General features: G+C 71.0%; 20 protein-coding genes. 15 read left to right on the forward strand and 5 right to left on the reverse strand.

Annotation, left to right across the window (positions count from 1 at the left end; all coding sequences use genetic code 11):
• Positions 1 to 97: 97 nt before the first annotated feature.
• The 4 genes from leuC (at position 98) to OHS33_RS26090 (ending at position 3,296) form a co-directional block, all read left to right on the forward strand.
• Positions 98 to 1,525 carry a 3-isopropylmalate dehydratase large subunit gene (gene leuC, locus OHS33_RS26075; protein ID WP_330332833.1) on the forward strand — a complete coding sequence of 476 codons (1,428 nt, stop codon included), beginning with the start codon at positions 98 to 100 and terminating at the stop codon, positions 1,523 to 1,525.
• A gap of 2 nt (positions 1,526 to 1,527) precedes the next feature.
• On the forward strand, positions 1,528 to 2,121 hold the full coding sequence (leuD, locus tag OHS33_RS26080; protein ID WP_330332834.1) for a 3-isopropylmalate dehydratase small subunit: 594 nt from the start codon (positions 1,528 to 1,530) through the stop codon (positions 2,119 to 2,121).
• A 125-nt stretch (positions 2,122 to 2,246) separates the two neighbouring features.
• Positions 2,247 to 2,474, forward strand: coding sequence for a hypothetical protein (locus OHS33_RS26085; protein ID WP_330332835.1), 228 nt, complete (start codon positions 2,247 to 2,249; stop codon positions 2,472 to 2,474).
• A gap of 144 nt (positions 2,475 to 2,618) precedes the next feature.
• The gene (locus tag OHS33_RS26090; RefSeq protein ID WP_330332836.1) at positions 2,619 to 3,296 is read left to right on the forward strand and encodes an HU family DNA-binding protein; all 678 of its coding nucleotides are present in this window, start codon (positions 2,619 to 2,621) and stop codon (positions 3,294 to 3,296) included.
• Between the two features lie 70 nt (positions 3,297 to 3,366).
• On the opposite strand, the gene OHS33_RS26095 is transcribed toward OHS33_RS26090, so the two are convergent.
• Both OHS33_RS26095 and cofC read right to left on the reverse strand, forming a co-directional pair.
• Positions 3,367 to 3,573, reverse strand: a complete 207-nt coding sequence (locus tag OHS33_RS26095; RefSeq protein WP_330332837.1) for a hypothetical protein — start codon at positions 3,571 to 3,573, stop codon at positions 3,367 to 3,369.
• 58 nt (positions 3,574 to 3,631) lie between these two features.
• Positions 3,632 to 4,339: a 2-phospho-L-lactate guanylyltransferase gene (gene cofC, locus OHS33_RS26100; protein WP_330332838.1), complete on the reverse strand. Its 708-nt coding sequence runs from the start codon at positions 4,337 to 4,339 to the stop codon at positions 3,632 to 3,634.
• 159 nt (positions 4,340 to 4,498) lie between these two features.
• Between cofC and OHS33_RS26105 the strand changes: the two genes are divergently transcribed.
• Genes OHS33_RS26105 through OHS33_RS26115 form a run of 3 tightly spaced genes read left to right on the forward strand, consistent with a single transcriptional unit; the run spans position 4,499 to position 7,455 of the window.
• Positions 4,499 to 5,251: a lysophospholipid acyltransferase family protein gene (locus tag OHS33_RS26105; RefSeq protein WP_330332839.1), complete on the forward strand. Its 753-nt coding sequence runs from the start codon at positions 4,499 to 4,501 to the stop codon at positions 5,249 to 5,251.
• Positions 5,248 to 6,258, forward strand: a complete 1,011-nt coding sequence (locus OHS33_RS26110) for an NAD(P)H-dependent glycerol-3-phosphate dehydrogenase (protein ID WP_330332840.1) — start codon at positions 5,248 to 5,250, stop codon at positions 6,256 to 6,258. Before OHS33_RS26105 ends, OHS33_RS26110 begins: the two co-directional genes overlap by 4 nt.
• Positions 6,259 to 6,297: 39 nt before the next feature.
• The gene (locus tag OHS33_RS26115) at positions 6,298 to 7,455 is read left to right on the forward strand and encodes a D-alanine--D-alanine ligase family protein (RefSeq protein WP_330332841.1); all 1,158 of its coding nucleotides are present in this window, start codon (positions 6,298 to 6,300) and stop codon (positions 7,453 to 7,455) included.
• Between the two features lie 98 nt (positions 7,456 to 7,553).
• On the opposite strand, the gene OHS33_RS26120 is transcribed toward OHS33_RS26115, so the two are convergent.
• Positions 7,554 to 8,054 (reverse strand): DUF3515 domain-containing protein, encoded by a 501-nt coding sequence (locus OHS33_RS26120; protein WP_330332842.1) that lies wholly within the window; start codon positions 8,052 to 8,054, stop codon positions 7,554 to 7,556.
• A 23-nt stretch (positions 8,055 to 8,077) separates the two neighbouring features.
• Entirely contained in the window at positions 8,078 to 8,311 is a 234-nt protein-coding gene (locus tag OHS33_RS26125) for an Lrp/AsnC ligand binding domain-containing protein (protein ID WP_330332843.1), read from the reverse strand.
• 236 nt (positions 8,312 to 8,547) lie between these two features.
• On the opposite strand from OHS33_RS26125, the gene OHS33_RS26130 reads away from it, so the two are divergent.
• Complete coding sequence (locus OHS33_RS26130; protein ID WP_330332844.1) at positions 8,548 to 9,528, forward strand: thiamine-phosphate kinase; 981 nt, start codon at positions 8,548 to 8,550, stop codon at positions 9,526 to 9,528.
• Positions 9,525 to 10,322, forward strand: a complete 798-nt coding sequence (gene thiD / locus OHS33_RS26135; protein ID WP_330332845.1) for a bifunctional hydroxymethylpyrimidine kinase/phosphomethylpyrimidine kinase — start codon at positions 9,525 to 9,527, stop codon at positions 10,320 to 10,322. Before OHS33_RS26130 ends, thiD begins: the two co-directional genes overlap by 4 nt.
• Before the next feature lie 148 nt (positions 10,323 to 10,470).
• Here thiD and rpmB read toward each other — a convergent pair whose 3' ends face one another.
• Positions 10,471 to 10,656 (reverse strand): 50S ribosomal protein L28, encoded by a 186-nt coding sequence (gene rpmB / locus OHS33_RS26140; RefSeq protein ID WP_073911113.1) that lies wholly within the window; start codon positions 10,654 to 10,656, stop codon positions 10,471 to 10,473.
• Positions 10,657 to 10,911: 255 nt separating this feature from the next.
• On the opposite strand from rpmB, the gene OHS33_RS26145 reads away from it, so the two are divergent.
• The 6 genes from OHS33_RS26145 (at position 10,912) to OHS33_RS26170 (ending at position 19,050) form a co-directional block, all read left to right on the forward strand.
• Positions 10,912 to 12,594, forward strand: coding sequence for a DAK2 domain-containing protein (locus tag OHS33_RS26145; protein ID WP_330332846.1), 1,683 nt, complete (start codon positions 10,912 to 10,914; stop codon positions 12,592 to 12,594).
• A gap of 61 nt (positions 12,595 to 12,655) precedes the next feature.
• Positions 12,656 to 15,886, forward strand: coding sequence for a helicase-related protein (locus tag OHS33_RS26150; protein ID WP_330332847.1), 3,231 nt, complete (start codon positions 12,656 to 12,658; stop codon positions 15,884 to 15,886).
• A 67-nt stretch (positions 15,887 to 15,953) separates the two neighbouring features.
• A complete protein-coding gene (gene rsmD / locus OHS33_RS26155; protein WP_330332848.1) occupies positions 15,954 to 16,532 on the forward strand; it encodes a 16S rRNA (guanine(966)-N(2))-methyltransferase RsmD in 579 nt (192 codons plus the stop codon).
• Between the two features lie 29 nt (positions 16,533 to 16,561).
• Positions 16,562 to 17,041 (forward strand): pantetheine-phosphate adenylyltransferase, encoded by a 480-nt coding sequence (coaD, locus tag OHS33_RS26160; RefSeq protein ID WP_330335207.1) that lies wholly within the window; start codon positions 16,562 to 16,564, stop codon positions 17,039 to 17,041.
• Between the two features lie 95 nt (positions 17,042 to 17,136).
• Complete coding sequence (locus OHS33_RS26165; protein ID WP_330335208.1) at positions 17,137 to 18,258, forward strand: cell division initiation protein; 1,122 nt, start codon at positions 17,137 to 17,139, stop codon at positions 18,256 to 18,258.
• 126 nt (positions 18,259 to 18,384) lie between these two features.
• Positions 18,385 to 19,050, forward strand: a complete 666-nt coding sequence (locus OHS33_RS26170) for a YceD family protein (protein WP_330335209.1) — start codon at positions 18,385 to 18,387, stop codon at positions 19,048 to 19,050.

The following is a 19,050-nucleotide window of genomic DNA, read 5'->3' on the forward strand; positions in this document are numbered from 1 at the left end:
CTGTGAAACGCAAGTTCAATTTTTCCAAGAACCAGCGAGTCTGTATGTACGGGTCCACGAACCACGGGACCCGGGACGGTGAGCCGGAGGGAAAGCGATGGGTAGGACACTCGCGGAGAAGGTCTGGGACGATCATGTCGTCCGGCGCGCCGAGGGCGAGCCCGACCTCCTCTACATCGATCTGCACCTGCTGCACGAGGTGACCAGCCCCCAGGCCTTCGAGGGCCTGCGGCAGGCGGGCCGCCCGGTGCGGCGCCTCGACCTCACCATCGCCACCGAGGACCACAACACCCCCACCATCGACATCGACAAGCCCATCGCCGACCCGGTCTCCCGGGCCCAGCTGGAGACGCTGCGCAAGAACTGCTCCGAGTTCGGCGTCCGGCTGCACTCCCTGGGCGATGTCGAGCAGGGCGTCGTCCACGTCGTGGGCCCCCAGCTGGGCCTGACCCAGCCGGGCACCACCGTGGTCTGCGGCGACTCGCACACCTCCACGCACGGAGCATTCGGCGCGCTGGCCTTCGGTATCGGCACCAGTCAGGTCGAGCACGTGCTGGCCACCCAGACGCTGCCGCTGGCCCGCCCCAAGACGATGGCGATCACCGTCGAGGGCGAACTGGCCGAGGGCGTCACCGCCAAGGACCTGATCCTGGCGATCATCGCCAGGATCGGCACCGGCGGCGGCCAGGGCTACATCCTGGAATACCGCGGTGCGGCCATCGAGCAGCTGTCGATGGAAGCCCGGATGACCATCTGCAACATGTCGATCGAGGCGGGCGCCCGCGCGGGCATGATCGCCCCGGACGCCACCACGTTCGAATACCTCAAGGGCCGTGACCACGCTCCGGTCGGCGCGGACTGGGACGCGGCGGTCGCGTACTGGGAGACCCTGCGCTCGGACGACGACGCGGTCTTCGACGCCGAGGTCGTCATCGACGGCACGACGCTGGCCCCCTTCGTGACCTGGGGCACCAACCCGGGCCAGGGCGCGCCGCTGTCGGCCAACGTCCCCGATCCGGCTTCGTACGAGGACGCTTCGGAGCGCAACGCCGCCGAAAAGGCCCTGGAATACATGGGGTTGACCGCCGGACAGCCGCTGCGCGACATCCGGGTCGACACCGTCTTCGTAGGTTCCTGCACCAACGGCCGCATCGAGGACCTGCGCGCCGTCGCGGGCATCATCGAGGGCCGCAAAGTCGCGAGAGGCGTACGGATGCTGGTCGTCCCGGGTTCGGTCCGGGTCGCCCTGCAGGCGGTGGCGGAGGGCCTGGACAAGGTCTTCAAGGAGGCCGGCGCCGAATGGCGGCACGCGGGCTGTTCGATGTGCCTGGGCATGAACCCCGACCAACTGGCCCCTGGTGAGCGCTCCGCGTCCACCTCCAACCGCAACTTCGAAGGCCGGCAGGGCAAGGGCGGACGCACCCACCTGGTCTCCCCGCAGGTGGCCGCGGCCACCGCGGTGCTGGGCCATCTGGCCTCTCCCGCCGACCTGACCGACGCCACCGCGACCGCCGGAGCCCGATAACCATGGAAGCCTTCACCACCCACACCGGCCGGGCCGTGCCGCTGCGCCGCAGCAACGTCGACACCGACCAGATCATCCCGGCCCACTGGCTGAAGAAGATCACCCGTGACGGGTTCGAGGACGGCCTCTTCGAGGCCTGGCGCAAGGACCCGGCGTTCATCACGAACCAGCCGGAGCGCGCGGGCGCGACCGTCCTGGTCGCCGGTCCCGACTTCGGCACCGGTTCCTCGCGCGAGCACGCCGTCTGGGCCCTGCAGAACTTCGGCTTCAAGACCGTGATCTCTTCGCGCTTCGCCGACATCTTCCGCGGGAATTCCCTCAAGAACGGTCTGCTGACCGTCGTGCTGCCGCAGGAGACCGTCGAGCGGCTGTGGAAGCTGACCGAGGCCGACCCCACCGCCGAGATCACGGTGGACCTGGTCGCCCGGGAGGTCCGAGCCGAAGGCGCCGTGGCCGAGTTCGAACTCGACGACAATGCCCGTTGGCGTCTCCTGGAGGGGCTGGACGACATCTCGCTCACCCTTCAGAACGAAGCGGACATCGCCACCTACGAAAGCGTCCGACCGAGCTTCAAGCCGCGCACGATTCAGGCCTGATCAGCGCTTATTCACCTCGGGTGAACTCGACTTGGCTCCTGTGCCCCCCGCCTTCCGGCGGGGGGCACACGCGTTTGTTGAGGCCCCATGAGGCGACAACTCGCCCCAGATGGCACAATCTGTGCATGGAACGCGACAGTCAACTAGAGCTCTACGGACTTGTCGCGGACCGGCTGAAAGAAGCGCACACAAGGGTGCGCTCGCTGCAAGTCCCGGAGGGCGTAAGGATGGCGCTGTCCCGGAAGCTGTTGGTCGCCACGGCAGCGGCGAAGCACGATCTCGCCGATGCGGCAAGGCGCCTGGACAGGTTGATGAAGGACCTCGACGAGGGTCGATTCCCTGAAGGCGACTGATGCGAAGGAACTCCGTAACGGCCTACATCGTTGCGGCACTAGGGTGATTAGCCCGTTTCGTGTTTGATTTGCGGTATATATCCGCCTAACGTGCGAAATAAGCTTGAACACATTCGTTCTGGCGAAGTCTCCGAAGGGGAAGACGTGAACAAGGCGCAGCTCGTAGAAGCGATTGCCGACAAGGTGGGCGGCCGCCAGCAGGCCGCGGACGCTGTCGACGCGGTACTCGACGCGATCGTCCGTGCGGTGGTCGCCGGCGACCGGGTCTCGGTCACGGGCTTCGGCTCGTTCGAGAAGGTCGACCGTCCGGCCCGCTACGCCCGTAACCCGCAGACGGGTGAGCGCGTCCGGGTCAAGAAGACCTCTGTTCCCCGCTTCCGCGCGGGTCAGGGCTTCAAGGACCTGGTCAGCGGCACCAAGAAGCTGCCCAAGGGCGGCGAGGTCTCGGTCAAGAAGGCGCCCAAGGGCAGCCTGACCGGCGGCGCTTCCGCGACGGTCAAGAAGGCCGCGGCCAAGAAGGCCACCACCGCCAAGAAGGCGGCGGCGAAGACCGCGGTGGCGAAGAAGACCACGGCGAAGAAGACCACCGCCACGGTGGTCAAGAAGTCGGCCGCGAAGACCACGGTCGCGAAGAAGGCCAGCCCGGCCGCGAAGAAGGCCACCACGGTCAAGAAGGCCGCGGCGACCGCCAAGAAGGCCACCGCCACGGCCAAGAAGACCGCCCCGGCGGCCAAGAAGGCCACCGCCGCGACGAAGGCTCCGGCGAAGAAGACGGCGACGCGCAAGGCCACCGCGAAGAAGACCACCGCCCGCAAGAAGTAATTCGGGCGACGTCACACACGTCGGGCCGGCCCCCCACGGAGGGGGGCCGGCCCGCGGTGCTGTCCCGCCCCTATACGAAGGTCTGCAGGGTGATCAGGGTGATCCGCAGCCCCGCGCCCTCGCCCTCGGTCTCGATCCGCACCCGCTGCCCGGCGCGCAGCAGCCGCAGGCCGCCCGCGTCGAACGCCGCGGCCCCGAAGGGCACCGGGGTGCCGTCGTCCAGCAGCACGCTTCCGCCGCGGGTCTGGGAGTCGTAGGTGAATGCCGTTGCCTGCATGAGCGCAGCTTAGGCGCTCTCCCGCGGCACCGGTCTTTCGCGGGGCGGTCGCGAGCGGTTATCGGGCTTCCGGGCGGACCGCGGGCGGACCGGCCCGCAGCCCGGCCCCGTAACGGCCCGTGTACGGACCCAGGCCCAGCAGCAGGGCTTCGCGCAGATCCGCCGCCGTATCCACGTCCCGGCGCACGCTGTCGACGTCCCGGAGTGTGATTTCCACCGCTCCCGACGCGGAATGCCGGGCCCGTGACGGGCCGCCGAACGCGGGGGACAATTCCACGTCTGGCGCAGCGGAAAGCAACGTCGTCCCGATTCCTGCCGCATCCGCCAGGAATGCCCGGGGAAATGCCGCCGCGTTATCGAGCACCCGTAGCAATTCCGCCGGCCGCAGCGCGGGCAGATCCGCGTTCATCGCGGCCACCGCCGCCCCCGCCCGGACCCCGCGGACCGCCCGCGCGCCATGGGCCAGCGCCGCGTTGAGCCCCGCCGCAGGACGGTCCGCCACGATCCGCGCGCCCAGCGCGGCCAGTTCCGCCCCGGCCAGCGGGTCGTCCGTGACGACCACCACATCCCGGACCGCGGCGCAGGCCAGCGCCGCCGCCACCGTGTCCTGGGCGAACGCCAGGGCGAGCCGTGGCCGGTCGGCCCCGGCGGCCGCCGCCAGACGGCTCTTGGCCACGGACAGCGGCTTGAGCGGGATCACCAGGCTCCAGACGGCGTTCAGGGCCGGCCCCTTCCCCGTGGAGGTGTCATCGACGCGTTCTCGCACATACGTCGGCCATTGTCACCCCGCTCCCGGGCAGCCCGGCGGCCCGGGAGCACAACCGGGGCGTACGGTGTTCTCGACAGAGACCGGACCTGGGGAGAGACTTGTCCGGGCCCGGCCGGGTGCCCAAGCCGCGCACCGGTCCTAGAGGAAGGTGTCCGAGTGTCCCGCCGCAGAATCGGCTTCTGGTACCGCCTGGCGGCGGTCATCGCAAAACCGCCGCTGGTAGTGCTCTTCAAGCGGGACTGGCAGGGAATGGAGCACATTCCGGCCGAGGGCGGATTCATCACCGCCGTCAATCACAACTCGTATCTGGACCCGCTCTCCTACGCGCACTTCCAGTACAACACCGGCCGGGTGCCCCGATTGCTCGCGAAGGCCGCCCTCTTCAAGGTACCGATTGTCGGTTCGATCCTGCGCGGATCCGGACAGATCCCCGTCTACCGGGAGACCACGAACGCCCTGGACGCATTCCGGGCGGCCGTGGACGCCATCGAACGCGGCGAATGCGTGGCCTTTTACCCGGAGGGCACCCTCACCCGCGATCCCGATCAGTGGCCCATGGCCGGCAAGACCGGCGCCGCCCGGGTGGCCCTGCTGACGAAGGCCCCGGTCATCCCGGTGGCCCAGTGGGGCGCGAACCTCGCGGTGCCGCCGTACGCCAAGGAGAACAAGGTCCGGCTCTTCCCGCGCAAGACCCTCCAGGTGCTCGCCGGACCGCCCGTGGACCTCTCCGGGTTCTACGGCCGGGAACCCACGCCGGACGTCCTCAAGGCGGTCACCGAAGTCATCATGGCGGCCATCACGGAGCTGCTGGAGGAACTGCGCGGAGAGACCGCTCCCGCGCAGCCGTACGACCACCGCAAGGCCAGGGTGGAACAGCGGCGCAAAGCCGCGGGGGAGGGCAACAAGTGACGCGTACCGTCAAGGCGGCCGTGTTCGGGACCGGCTCGTGGGGCACGGCCTTCGGCATGGTGCTCGCCGACGCGGGCTGCGAGGTGGTCCTGTGGGGCCGCCGCGCCGAAGTGGTCGACGCCATCAACACCGGCCGCTCCAACCCGGACTACTTCCCCGGGGTCGAGCTGCCCGAGAACATGCGCGCCACCACCGACGCGGCCGAGGCCGCCCGGGGCGCCGACTTCGTCGTCCTCGCGATCCCCTCGCAGACCCTGCGCGGCAACCTCGCCGCATGGGCCCCGCTGCTCCCCGCCGACAGCGTGCTCGTCTCCCTGATGAAGGGCATCGAACTCGGCAGCGCCAAGCGGATGAGCGAGGTCATCGAAGAGGTCGCGAAGGTCCCCTCCGCACGCGTCGCCGTGGTCACCGGCCCCAACCTGGCCCGCGAGATCGCCGCCCGCCAGCCCGCCGCCGCCGTGGTCGCCTGCGTCGACGAGGGCGTCGCCCAGCGGCTCCAGGCCGCCTGCCACACCCCGTACTTCCGCCCGTACACCAGCACCGACGTCATCGGCTGCGAGCTGGGCGGCGCCGTCAAGAACGTCATCGGGCTCGCGGTGGGCATCGCCGACGGCATGGGCCTCGGCGACAACACCAAGGGGTCCCTGATCACCCGCGGCCTCGCCGAAGCGACCCGGCTGGGCCTGGCGATGGGCGCCGACCCGCTCACCTTCTCCGGCCTCGCGGGCCTCGGCGACCTGGTCGCCACCTGCTCCTCGCCGCTCTCCCGGAACCACACCTTCGGCACCAACCTCGGCCGCGGGATGACCCTGGAGGAGACCATCGCGGTCACCAAGCAGACCGCGGAGGGGGTCAAGTCCTGCGAGTCGGTGGCCGATCTGGCCCGCCGCCACGGAGTGGACATGCCCATCACGGACACCGTGGTCGACATCGTCCATCACGGCAAGCCGCCCATGGTCGCGCTGAAGGAACTCATGGGCCGCAGTGCCAAACCGGAACGCCGCTGACTCCGTTCCGGTACGCGGACCGGGTACCCTCGGACCGATATGAGCAGCCAGAACCTCCCCCAGAGCCCTGACCAGCAGGGTCGCAAGCCGCGCGTGGCCGTCGTGTTCGGCGGCCGCAGCTCCGAACACGCCATCTCGGTCGTCACGGCGGGCGCGGTTCTGCGCTCCATCGACCGGTCCAAGTACGAGGTGCTGCCCATCGGCATCACCACGGACGGCCGGTGGGCCCTGACGGCCGACGCACCGGAGCGGATGGCCATCACCGACCGCAAGCTCCCCAGCGTCGAGGAGCTGTCCGACTCCGCCGAGGGCGCCGTGGTGCTCCCGGTCGACCCGGCCAGCCGCGAGGTCGTCTACACCGAACCCGGCGCCGTGCCCAAGGCGCTGGGCGAGGTCGACGTCGTCTTCCCCGTCCTGCACGGCCCCTACGGCGAGGACGGCACCCTCCAGGGCCTCCTCGAACTGTCCGGCATCCCGTACGTCGGCTCGGGCGTCCTCGCCTCGGCCGTCGGCCAGGACAAGGACTACATGAAGCGGGTGTTCACCTCCTTCGGGCTGCCGGTCGGCCCGTACGTGACCATCCGTCCCCGGGAGTGGGAGCGCGACGAGAGCGCCGCCCGCGCGAAGATCGTGGCCTTCGCCGCCGAACACGGCTGGCCGCTCTTCGTCAAGCCCGCCCGCGCCGGGTCCTCCATCGGCATCACCAAGGTCGACGACCCGTCCGGCCTGGACGACGCCCTCAAGGAAGCCCAGCGGCACGACCCGAAGGTCATCGTGGAAGCGCTGCTGCGCGGCCGCGAGATCGAGTGCGGCGTGCTGGAGTTCGAGGACGGCCCGCGCGCGAGCGTGCCCGCCGAGATCCCGCCGGTCTCCAGCCACGACTTCTACGACTTCGAGGCGAAGTACATCGACTCCGCCTCCGGTCTGGTCCCCGCTCCGCTGACCCCGGAGCAGACCGCCGAGGTCCAGCGGCTCGCCGTCGAGGCCTTCGAGGCCGCGTCCTGCGAGGGCCTGGTGCGCGCCGACTTCTTCCTCACCGAGGACGGCACCTTCGTCATCAACGAGATCAACACGATGCCGGGGTTCACCCCCATCTCCATGTACCCGCGGATGTGGCAGGAGACCGGCATCGAGTACCCGGAGCTGGTGGACCGCCTGATCCAGGCGGCCCTGCGCCGCTCCACCGGCCTGCGCTAGCAGGACCGCACGTACGAGAGACCGCCCGCCGGGTCATGATCCGGCGGGCGGTTCTCGGTAAAAGGCCCAGTGGGTAAAAGGCTCAGTGGGCAAAAGGCTCAGTAGGAGGAGATGCCCTCGGGCACCGACTTCTTCACGGCGGCCGACAGCGGCACCAGGAAACCGGTGTCCGTGGCGTGCTCCTTGTCCACCGTGACCTCGGTGTACGCGAGCCGCAGCCCGGTGGTGAAGCGGAAACCGCCACCGTCGAGCGGCTCCAGGAGCCACCCCACACCGTTGACCTCGACGCCGTCCTGCTTCGGATCCGACATCGTGGGGGGCTTGGGGATACCGCACCGCAGTACGATCGCCGAGCCGCCCCACGCGGCGGTCAGGTCGGACGGCGGTTCGGCAGCGGAACGCTTCAGGCCGGCCACCGTGTCCGGAAGCTCCTTGTGCAGCGTGGCACAGAGCCCCGCGACATCGGCGGGCGGCGCGGGCGGGGGAGCCACCCGGGCCCCGGCGGTACCCGGGGAGCAGCCCGCGAGGACTGCCACGGCGAGTACGGCCATCGGGGCGGGCAGTGCCAGCAGACGGACGGGCCGGCGGTGGAGGGACATCACCGGCCAAGAGTAGACGGGGGCTACAAATGGACGACCGGGCAGGTCAAGGTGCGGGTGATGCCCTCCACCTGCTGGACCTTCGCGACCACCATGCGGCCGAGATCGTCCACGGTGTCGGCCTGGGCGCGCACGATCACGTCGTACGGCCCCGTCACGTCTTCGGCCTGGATCACCCCCTGGATCCGGCCGATCGATTCGGCCACCACCGATGCCTTGCCCACCTCGGTCTGGATGAGGATGTACGCCTGTACCACGGAACCTCCAGAGCGGCCGCGAGGATCATTTCCCCTAATCTTCGGGTGGGATGTCCCGGCCCCGGGGAGAAAGGGACGCCACGGTACCGCGTCGCCGAGCGTCACGGGGAGACCCGCGGGCCCGGTGCCACGCGCAGCGGGGCGTACGGGGAGCAGAAGTTGACGTATCTGTTGACGGTACCCAGAGCTGAGACGGCTCGCGACCGCAAGCGGACTGGGCCAGAAGGAGCACAGCGATGAAGGGCACTGTCGGCGAGCTGGGGGAGTTCGGGCTCATCAAGGAGCTGACCTCACGGCTGACCACCACCCCGGCGGTCCGGCTCGGGCCCGGTGACGACGCGGCCGTCGTGTCCGCGCCCGACCGGCGCGTCGTGGCCAGCACGGACATCCTGCTGGAGGGACGGCACTTCCGGCGCGACTGGTCCACCGCCTACGACGTCGGACGCAAGGCCGCCGCCCAGAACCTGGCCGACATCGCCGCCATGGGCGCGGTGCCGACGGCGCTGCTGCTCGGCCTCGTCGTACCGGCCGAGCTGCCGGTCACCTGGCCGACCGAGCTGATGGACGGGCTGCGCGACGAATGCCAGGTCGCGGGCGCGGCCGTGGTCGGCGGGGACGTCGTCCGCGGGGACATCATCACGGTGGCCATCACCGCCCTCGGCGACCTGCGCAACCACGACCCGGTCCTGCGCTCCGGCGCCCGGCCCGGCGACGTCGTCGCCGTCACCGGCTGGCTCGGCTGGTCGGCGGCCGGCTTCGCGGTGCTCTCCCGGGGGTTCCGCTCCCCGCGGGCCTTCGTCGAGGCGCACCGGCGCCCGGAACCGCCGTACCACGCGGGCCCCGCGGCCGCCGGACTCGGCGCCACCGCCATGACGGACGTCAGCGACGGCCTGGTCGCCGACCTCGGGCACATCGCCGAGGCCAGCAAGGTCCGCATCGACCTGCGCTCGGCCGCCGTCGACATCCCGACCCAGATGCACGACATCGGGCAGGCCGTCGGCGTCGACCCGCTCCAGTGGGTGCTCACCGGAGGAGAGGACCACGCGATCGTGGCGACCTTCCCGCCCGACGTGAAGCTCCCGGCCCGCTGGAAGGTCATCGGCGAGGTGCTCAACCGGTCCGCGCTGCCCCAGGTGACCGTGGACGGCGCGCCCTGGACCAGCACCGGCGGCTGGGACCACTTCGGCGCCGACCCCGCGCAGGAACCCCCGCGATGAGCGGTGCGCCACCGCTGTGCCTGACCGTCGCCGGATCCGATTCCGGCGGCGGGGCGGGCATCCAGGGCGACCTCAAGACCATGATGGCGCTCGGGGTGCACGGGATGAGCGTGATCACCGCCGTGACCGCCCAGAACTCCCTCGGGGTGCGCGGGGTGTGGGAACTGCCCGCGGAGGCCGTGACGGCCCAGTACCGGGCCGTGGTGGACGACATCGGGGTCGGGGCGGTCAAGACCGGCATGCTCTCCTCCGCGGTCCTGGTGGAGACGGTGGCCGCGCTGCTGGCGGACACCGCGGCCCCGGCCGTGGTGGACCCGGTCGGGGTCTCCAAGCACGGGGACGCGCTGCTCGCTGCGTCCGCGCTGGCGGCCGTACGGGAGCTGCTGCTGCCGGTGGCCACCGTGGCCACCCCGAACCTCGACGAGGTGGCGCAGCTCACGGGCGTCCGGGTGGAGAGCGAGGACGACATGCGGCGGGCCGCCGACGCGGTGCTGGGGTACGGGCCGCGCTGGGTCCTGGTCAAGGGCGGCCACCTCGCGGCCGACCGCGAGGCGGTGGACCTGCTGAGCGACGGTGCCACGGAGCTGTGGCTGCGGGCCCCCCGGCACGGCAACCGGCACACGCACGGCACCGGCTGCACCCTGGCGAGCGCGATCGCCGCGGGCCTGGCCAAGGGCCTGGACGTCCCGGCGGCGGTCACCGCGGCCAAGGAGTACGTCACGGGCGCGATCGCGGGCGGCTTCCCCCTCGGCGCGGGCATCGGCCCGGTGGACCACGCCTGGCGCTCGCGGTAGGGGCGGCCGGTAACGACGTACGGCCGCCCCGGAAGCGAATCCGGGGCGGCCGTACGTACGCGGTGCGGGAAAGGCAAAAGTCCGGTCCACCGAGGTGGACCGGACTTTTTGGCAACCGGAAGGGCTGCGCTTACGACGACGGAAGGCGTCAGCGCGAGACCTTGCCGGCCTTGATGCACGAGGTGCAGGCGTTGAGGCGCTTCGGCGTCCCATTGACCACGGCACGGACGCGCTGGATGTTCGGGTTCCAGCGACGCGAGGTGCGGCGGTGCGAGTGGGAGATGCTGTTGCCGAAGCTCGGCCCCTTGGCGCAAACGTCGCAGTTGGCAGCCACAGGTCACTCCAAAGACTTCAGATGCAATTACAGTGAAACCGGCGCACCGGAATCAGAGATCTGAAGTGGTTTGCCGGGGGAATGGCCCGACTCTCATCGGGCAACCGGAGCAGCATACAACGACTGCGTCCGTCCAAGAAAACTACCATGGCCGCCACGGGCCCCGCCCCGGGTGCTCCCCGGGTCCGCCCCGGAACAGGGGCGGTCCTTGGTTACCCTGCGGTGAACCCTCGCCCGCCCAAGGAGGAACACCCGGTGCCGCACGAGCCGCTCACCCTGGACGCCGACGCGGTGCGCACCTGGAGCTCCCTGACCCTGACCGCACTGGGCCGGGCCCGCGAGGACATCGACGCGATCAACGTCTATCCGGTCGCCGACGCCGACACCGGGACCAACCTCTACCTGACCGCCTGCTCGGCCGCGCGCGAGCTGGAGGCCGCCTTCGGGAACACCGGGGATGTGAGCGAGGGCACAGCGCCGGCCGCCGGTTCCGACGAGAGTTCCGATGCCGACGCGACCTCGCTGGCCGTGGCCGTACGGGCCTACGCCCACGGCGCCCTCATAGGCGCCCGGGGGAACTCCGGGACGATCTTCGCGCAGCTGCTGCGCGGGGTGGCCGACGTACTCGGCGGGGAACCGCGCGGGGCGGCGTCCGGCGGACTGCTGGCCGGGGCGCTGGCCCGGGCCGCGGAATCGGCTTACCAGGCCGTCGCGCACCCCGTCGAGGGCACCATGCTCACCGTCGCCGCCGCGGCCGCGCGGGCCGCGGGCACCGCCGACGCGGCCGCCGCGAGCGCCGCCGACGTGGCCCGGGCCGCCTACGACGGGGCCCGCGCCGCCCTCGCCGAGACCCCGGGACAGCTCGCCGCGCTGGGCCGGGCCGGGGTCGTGGACGCGGGAGGCTGCGGCGTCGTCGCCGTCCTCGGGGCGCTGTGGCAGGCCCTCTCCGGACAGGAGGTCGCCCTGGAGCCGGTGCGCGGCCGGGCCGTGGCCGTACCGGCACGGCCGCAGCCCTGTGCCGAGGAGCCCGACGGGCCCGGGTACGAGGTGATCTACCTGCTCGAAGCCCCCGAAACGGCCGTCGACACCCTGCGCGCGGCGCTGGACGGGCTCGGCGACTCGCTCGTCGTCGTCGGCGGCGACGGCCTGTGGAACGTCCACGTCCACGTGGATGACCCCGGCGCCGCCGTGGAGGCCGGAGTGGTCGCCGGACGGCCCTACCGGATCCGCATCACCCACTTCGGCGACGAACGGCGCCGCGCCCGCACCGAGCGCGCCCAGCGGGCCGTGGTCGCCGTCGTCCAGGGCGAGGGACTGGCCGGGCTCTGCCAGGAGGCGGGCGCGACCACCGTGCTCGTCCTGCCCGGCGAACCGCCCGCCGCCGCCGAGATCGCCGCCGCCGTGCGCCGCGCCCACGCCCGCGAAGTGGTCCTGCTGCCCGGCGGCACCGAACAGCGCGCGGCCGCCACGGCCGCCGCCGAAGCGGCGCGCGCCGACGGCGTACGGGTCGCCGTCATCCCCACCCGGTCCGCCGTCCAGGGCCTCGCCGCCCTCGCCGTGCACGACCCCGAGGCCGCCTTCGACGAGGACGTGGTCGCCATGACCGCGGCCGCCGGAGCCACCCGGCACGGCGAACTCGCCATCGCCGAACGGCAGTCCTTCACCTCGGCCGGCATCTGCCAGGCCGGGGACGTCCTCGGGCTCATCGACGGGGACGTCGCCGTCATCGGATCCGCGCTGGCGGAGACCGCCGAGGCCGTCCTGGAACGGATGCTGGGCTCCGGCGGCGAACTCGTCACCCTGGTCCTGGGACCCGAGGTGCCGGACGCGCTCGCCGCCCGCCTGGAGGCCTACGTACAGCACGGGCACCTGGCCGTGGACACCCTCACCTACCGGGGCGGGCGGTACTCCGCACCCCTGCTCATCGGCGTCGAGTAAGGCGTCGAGGAGCGGACCGGCAGCGGGCCCGCGGGGGTCGAATGCCCCCGTTGTCACAGGCATGGTGTGCAATGAACGGGTGCCCGCGCTCGACGAAGATCTCAAGAAGACCCTCGGCCCCGCCACCGCCAAGGTGCTGGCCGAGCAGCTCGGCCTGCACACGGCCCTGGACCTGCTGCACCACTACCCGCGCCGGTACGCCGAGCGCGGCGAGCTGACCTCGCTGGCGGAGCTGGCCGACCAGATCGACGAACACGTCACCGTCGTCGCCCAGGTCGCCGACGCCCGCGTGCTCACCTTCAACGGCGGGCGCGGCAAACGGCTGGAGGTGACCATCACCGACGGCAGCGGCCGGCTCCAGCTCGTCTTCTTCGGCGCGGGCGTCCACAAACCGCACAAGGACCTGCTCCCCGGCAGCCGCGCGATGTTCGCGGGCAAGGTCTCGATGTTCAACCGCAAGCTCCAGCTCGCCCACCCCGCCTACGAACCCCTCGGCGTGGACGCCACCACCGCCGAGGCGGTCGACGCCTTCGCCCAGCAGCTGATCCCGATCTACCCGGCCTGCAAACAGCTGGAGTCCTGGAAGATCGCCAAGGCCGTCGACGCGGTCCTGCCCAGCGCCCAGGAAGCCGTGGACCCGCTGCCGCCCGCGCTGCGCGACGGCCGCGGGATGCTGCCGCTCACCGAAGCCCTGCTCAAGATCCACCGGCCGCGCACCAAGGCCGACGTCGAGGCCGCGCGCCAGCGGCTCAAGTGGGACGAGGCCTTCGTCCTCCAGGTCGCCCTGGCCCGCCGCCGGCACGCGGACACCCTGCTCCCCGCCGTCCCCCGCCGCCCCGCCCCCGGCGGCCTGCTGGACGCCTTCGACGCCAAGCTCCCCTTCACCCTCACCGACGGCCAGCTCACGGTCTCCCGCGAGATCTTCGACGACCTGGCCACCGACCACCCCATGCACCGCCTCCTCCAGGGCGAGGTCGGCTCGGGCAAGGCGCAGCCGCTCGACGCCCAGGTGCTGACTCCGTCGGGCTTCCGCCTCATGGGCGAGATGGAGGCGGGCGCCGAAGTGGTCGTACCGACGGGCGAGATCGCTGTGATCGAGAGCGTCCATCCACAAGGCGTCCGAGACGTGTGGCGGCTCGCACTCTCCGACGGGACCACCGTCGAGTGTGACGACGAGCATCTGTGGATCGTGGCCACGAGCTGCGCGTGGGCCCGTGGCGAGCAGCCCAAGGTCCTCACGACCAGCGAGATCCGCAACGATCTGCTGAAGGCCAACGGGTCGTCGAAGTGGTACCTCCCGGAGGCCGCTCCCGCGGACCTGGAGGGTGGCGGCGACCGGCCGCTCGACCCGTACCTGCTGGGCGTGCTCATCGGCGACGGTTCGTTCCGCCACAACCTGCGGCTCTCCACGACGGACGACGAGATCCGCGCGGCTGTCGGCGCCGCTGTGGCACCCGGATGTGGACTGGTCGAGGTACCGGGCGCCCTGTGCGACTTCACGATCGCCATGAGCGGGCCGAAGGGCGGCACACGGCGCAATCCCGTGATCCAGGCACTGCGCGTGCTGGGCCTGTGGGGACTGACCTCGCACGACAAGTTCGTCCCGGAGCCCTACCTGAACGCCCCGGTCAAGGAGCGCCTGGCCGTCCTGCAGGGGCTCATGGACACGGACGGCACGATCGGGAAGACGGGACTCGGGATCACGTTCTGCTCGGCATCGGAGCGGTTGGCCGAGGACGTCGCGTGGCTCGTCCGGTCCTTGGGAGGACGTGCCCGGATCCGGCCGAAGAAGAGCGCGTTCGAGGTCGCTTTGACCCTGCCCGAGGAGTTCGGGCCCTTCCGGCTGTCACGGAAGGCGAACCGGATGGCGCCCCGGACCAAGTACAAGAACTTCCGGCGCGGCATCCGCGCCATCGAATACGTCGGCCGCAAGCCGGTCCAGTGCATCAGCGTCAAGCACCCGAGCCGGGCGTACGTCACCGACAACTTCACCGTGACGCACAATACGATGGTCGCGCTGCGGGCGATGCTCGCCGTCGTCGACTGCGGGGGGCAGGCGGCGATGCTCGCGCCCACCGAGGTGCTCGCCCAGCAGCACCACCGGTCCATCACCGAAATGATGGGCGACCTCGCCGAGGGCGGGCAGCTCGGCGGGTCCGATCTGGGGACCAAGGTGGTGCTGCTCACCGGTTCCATGGGGACGGCCGCGCGGCGGCGCGCGCTCCTGGACCTGATCACCGGCGAGGCCGGGATCGTCATCGGCACCCACGCCCTGATCGAGGACAAGGTCAAGTTCCACGACCTCGGGCTCGTCGTGGTCGACGAACAGCACCGGTTCGGCGTGGAACAGCGCGACGCCCTGCGCTCCAAGGGCAAGCAGCCCCCGCACCTGCTCGTGATGACCGCGACCCCGATCCCGCGCACCGTAGCGATGACCGTCTTCGGCGACCTGGAGACCTCCGTCCTGGACCAGCTCCCGGCCGGGCGTTCCCCGATCGCCACCCACGTGGTGCCCGCCAAGGACAAGCCGCACTTCCTCACCCGGGCCTGGGAGCGGGTCCGCGAGGAGGTGGAGAAGGGGCACCAGGCCTATGTGGTGTGCCCGCGCATCGGCGACGGCGAGGACGACCCGAAGGCCGCCAAGAAGAAGGCCGCCGCGGAGGAGGACGGGGACAAGAGGCCGCCGCTGGCCGTGCTGGAGATCGCCGAGCAGCTGGCCAAGGGGCCGCTGGCCGGGGTGTCCGTCGAGGTGCTGCACGGCCGGATGGACCCGGCCGACAAGGACGACGTGATGCGGCGCTTCGCGGCGGGCGAGGTGAAGGTGCTGGTCGCCACGACCGTCATCGAGGTGGGGGTGAACGTACCGAACTCCACCGTCATGGTGATCATGGACGCGGACCGGTTCGGGGTGTCCCAGCTCCACCAGCTGCGCGGCCGCGTCGGCCGCGGCTCCGCCCCCGGGCTGTGCCTGCTGGTCAGCGAGATGCACGAGGCCAGTCCCGCCCGGGCCCGGCTGGCCGCCGTCGCCGCCACCCTCGACGGCTTCGAACTGTCCCGGATCGACCTCGAACAGCGCCGCGAGGGCGATGTCCTCGGCCAGGCGCAGTCGGGCGTGCGCTCCTCGCTGCGGATGCTGTCCGTCATCGAGGACGAGGAGGTCATCGCGCAGGCCCGCGAGGAGGCCACCCGGGTCGTCGCCGCCGACCCCGAGCTGACCGCTCTGCCCGGCCTGCTGACCGCACTCGACGCCCTGCTCGACACCGAGCGCGAGCAGTACCTGGAGAAGGGCTGACCAGGAGGTCCCCTCGGGGAGGTCCTATCGTGGAGCCGCGAGCATTCCCTGACCGAAGGACCCCCACATGACCCGCGTGATCGCCGGCACCGCCGGTGGGCGGCGCCTCGCCGTGCCGCCCGGCACCGGCACCCGGCCCACCTCCGACCGGATGCGCGAAGGCCTCTTCTCCACCTGGGAGTCGCTGCACGGAGTCGGCGGAGCCCGGGTCCTGGACCTGTACGGGGGCTCCGGCGCGGTCGGCCTGGAGGCCCTCTCCCGCGGCGCCGCGCACGCCCTGCTCGTGGAGGCCGACGCCAAGGCCGCCAAGGCGATCCGCGAGAACATCCAGACGCTGGCCCTGCCGGGCGCCGAGTTCCGGGCGGGCAAAGCGGAACAGATCGTGGCGGTCCGGGCGGGCGGGGACCCGTACGACATCGTTTTCCTGGACCCGCCGTACGACGTCGCGCATGACGATCTTGCGGAGATCCTGCTCACACTCCGGTCGAATGCCTGGCTCACCGGCGATGCGCTCGTCACCGTGGAACGCAGCACCAGAAGCGGTGCGTTCCCCTGGCCCGACGGTTTCGAGCCGCTCCGCTCCCGGCGGTACGGCGAAGGCACCCTTTGGTACGGTCGCGCCGCCTTCACCAGCGAAGAGTCATGATGCCCGCACCGGAGAGCGAGGGACTTCAGTTGCGCCGCGCCGTCTGTCCGGGGTCGTTCGACCCCATCACCAACGGACACCTCGACATCATCGGCAGAGCCGCCAGGCTCTACGACGTCGTGCATGTCGCCGTGATGATCAACCAGTCGAAGCAGGGCCTGTTCACCGTCGAGGAGCGGATCGAGCTGATCCGCGAGGCCACCGCCGACTACGGGAACGTCGAGGTCGAGTCCTTCCACGGGCTGCTCGTCGACTTCTGCAAGCAGCGGGACATCCCCGCCATCGTCAAGGGCCTGCGTGCGGTCAGTGATTTCGACTACGAGCTGCAGATGGCCCAGATGAACATGGGCCTGACCGGGGTCGAGACGCTCTTCGTGCCGACCAACCCGACCTACAGCTTCCTGTCCTCCTCCCTGGTCAAGGAGGTGGCGACCTGGGGCGGCGACGTCTCCCACCTGCTGCCCTCCTTCGTCCACACCGCGCTGATGGAACGGCTGCACGGCAACTGACGGCGCGCGACGCGCTGTCGGGCGGCCACCCGGGGGCCGTACAGTCGTCCCGTCCGTCTCAGGAACCGCCTGAGGCCGAGAGAGTGCGAGCCACCGTGGACGTGCAGAAGAAGCTCGACGAGATCGTCGCGTCGGTCGGCGGAGCCCGGTCCATGCCCATGTCCGCCTCGTGCGTGATCAACCGCGCCGAGCTGCTGGCGCAGCTCGAAGAGGTGCGCCTGGCGCTGCCCGGTTCCCTCGCCCAGGCGCGGGAGCTGATCGGCGGCCGCGAGCAGATGGTCGAGGAGGCCCGCCGCGAGGCGGACCGGATCATCGAGTCCGCGCACGCCCAGCGGGGCTCGCTGGTCTCCGACACCGAGGTCGCGCGGCGCTCGCAGGGCGAGGCGGACCGGATCCTGGCGGAGGCCCGCCGGGAGGCCGAGGAGATCCGGGCCGAGGCCGACGACTACGTCGACAGCAAGCTCGCCAACTTCGAGGTGGTCCTCTCCAAGACCATCGGGTCCGTGGACCGCGGCCGCGAGAAGCTGCTGGGGCGCGGCCCGGGGCTGGACGAGCACGGGTTCGCGGACGCGGAGGCGCCGGAGCGCAGCCAGGACCCGGAGACCCAGCGGCAGCAGGCCGACGCCTACGTCGACACGAAGCTGGCCACCTTCGAGGCGGTGCTGTCCAAGACCCTGGAGGCGGTCGGCCGCGGCCGGCAGAAGCTGCTCGGCCGGACGCCCACGGACGATCTGGGCGCGCACATGGCGGCCCAGGACGCGGCGGGCGGGCAGCAGCACACGACGAGCGACGCGGACTTCCTGGCCGGTCTGGCGGAACCGGTGGCGGTGATTCCGCAGCAGCAGCAGCAGTCCCAGCCGGCGCGGGAACCCGTCTACGAGGCCTACTCCTACCAGCAGCAGCCCGCGCAGCCCGTGGGCCGGCCGGACGGATACGGGTACCAGGATCCCTACGGCTACCAGCCGTCCCCGCAGCAGCCGGATCCGTACGCCGCGTACCAGCCGCAGCACCCGCAGCAGCCGGACCCGTACGCCGCCTACGAGCAGCAGGCGCAGCACCCGCAACAGCACCAGCACCAGCAGCCGCAGCACGGTCAGCCGCACCAGCAGGCGCAGCACCCGCAGCAGTCCGCGCAGCAGGCACTCGACGAGACCAGTTTCTTCGACACGAGCATGATCAACTTGGACCAGCTGCGCCAGTACGAGCAGGGCCGCTGAGGGACTCCCGCCGGCGGTCCGGTCCCGGATTGGGCTCAGAGCGAAGCGGCGGGTATCCTGGCTCTTCGGTCGCGCGTATGCGACGCGATCCTTGCTGCCCGCAAGCGGCATACAGCTGTGCGATTTCTGAAAGTTGGACCAGCCCTGAACACCCACCTCGACCACCGCAACCCCCTCGTGTTCGATACGCACGAGCTGGGTCGGCGTCCTGGTGCGTTGCTGCGGCTGACCCGCGAGATCGCGGCGCCCGGGGACTTCGGTCTCGCGGACGTCATCGGAGTGCCGGAAGGCGCGCCGGTGAAGCTGAGGCTCCGGCTGGAGTCGGTCATGGAAGGGGTGCTTGTCACAGGCACCGCCCGTGCACTGGCCGCCGGAGAGTGCGTAAGGTGTCTGGAGGCCGTGGAGCGCGAGCTCAAGGCGGACTTCCAGGAGATGTTCTCGTACCCTGACGCCGACGACCGGGGCCGCGCAAAAGCGGAACCGGGCGACGACGTTGAGAATGACGAGGACAGGCTCTTCATCGAGGACGGCTTGTTCGACCTCGAATCAGTGCTGCGTGATGCGGTGGTGCTCGCACTGCCGCTGCAGCCGGTGTGCCGGGAGGACTGTCTCGGACTGTGTCCCGAATGCGGGATCAGTCTGAACGACGACCCGGACCACCACCATGACGCCACCGACATCCGTTGGGCGGCGTTGCAGGGACTCGTCGTGACCGATCAGGACGACGAGAAGGACAACATGAGCGGCGCCGCATCTGACGTCCAGCGCGCCGCCGAGAAGCAGGAGAAGTAG

The organism is Streptomyces sp. NBC_00536 (assembly GCF_036346295.1).
In the GTDB taxonomy this organism is placed as follows: Bacteria; Actinomycetota; Actinomycetes; order Streptomycetales; family Streptomycetaceae; genus Streptomyces.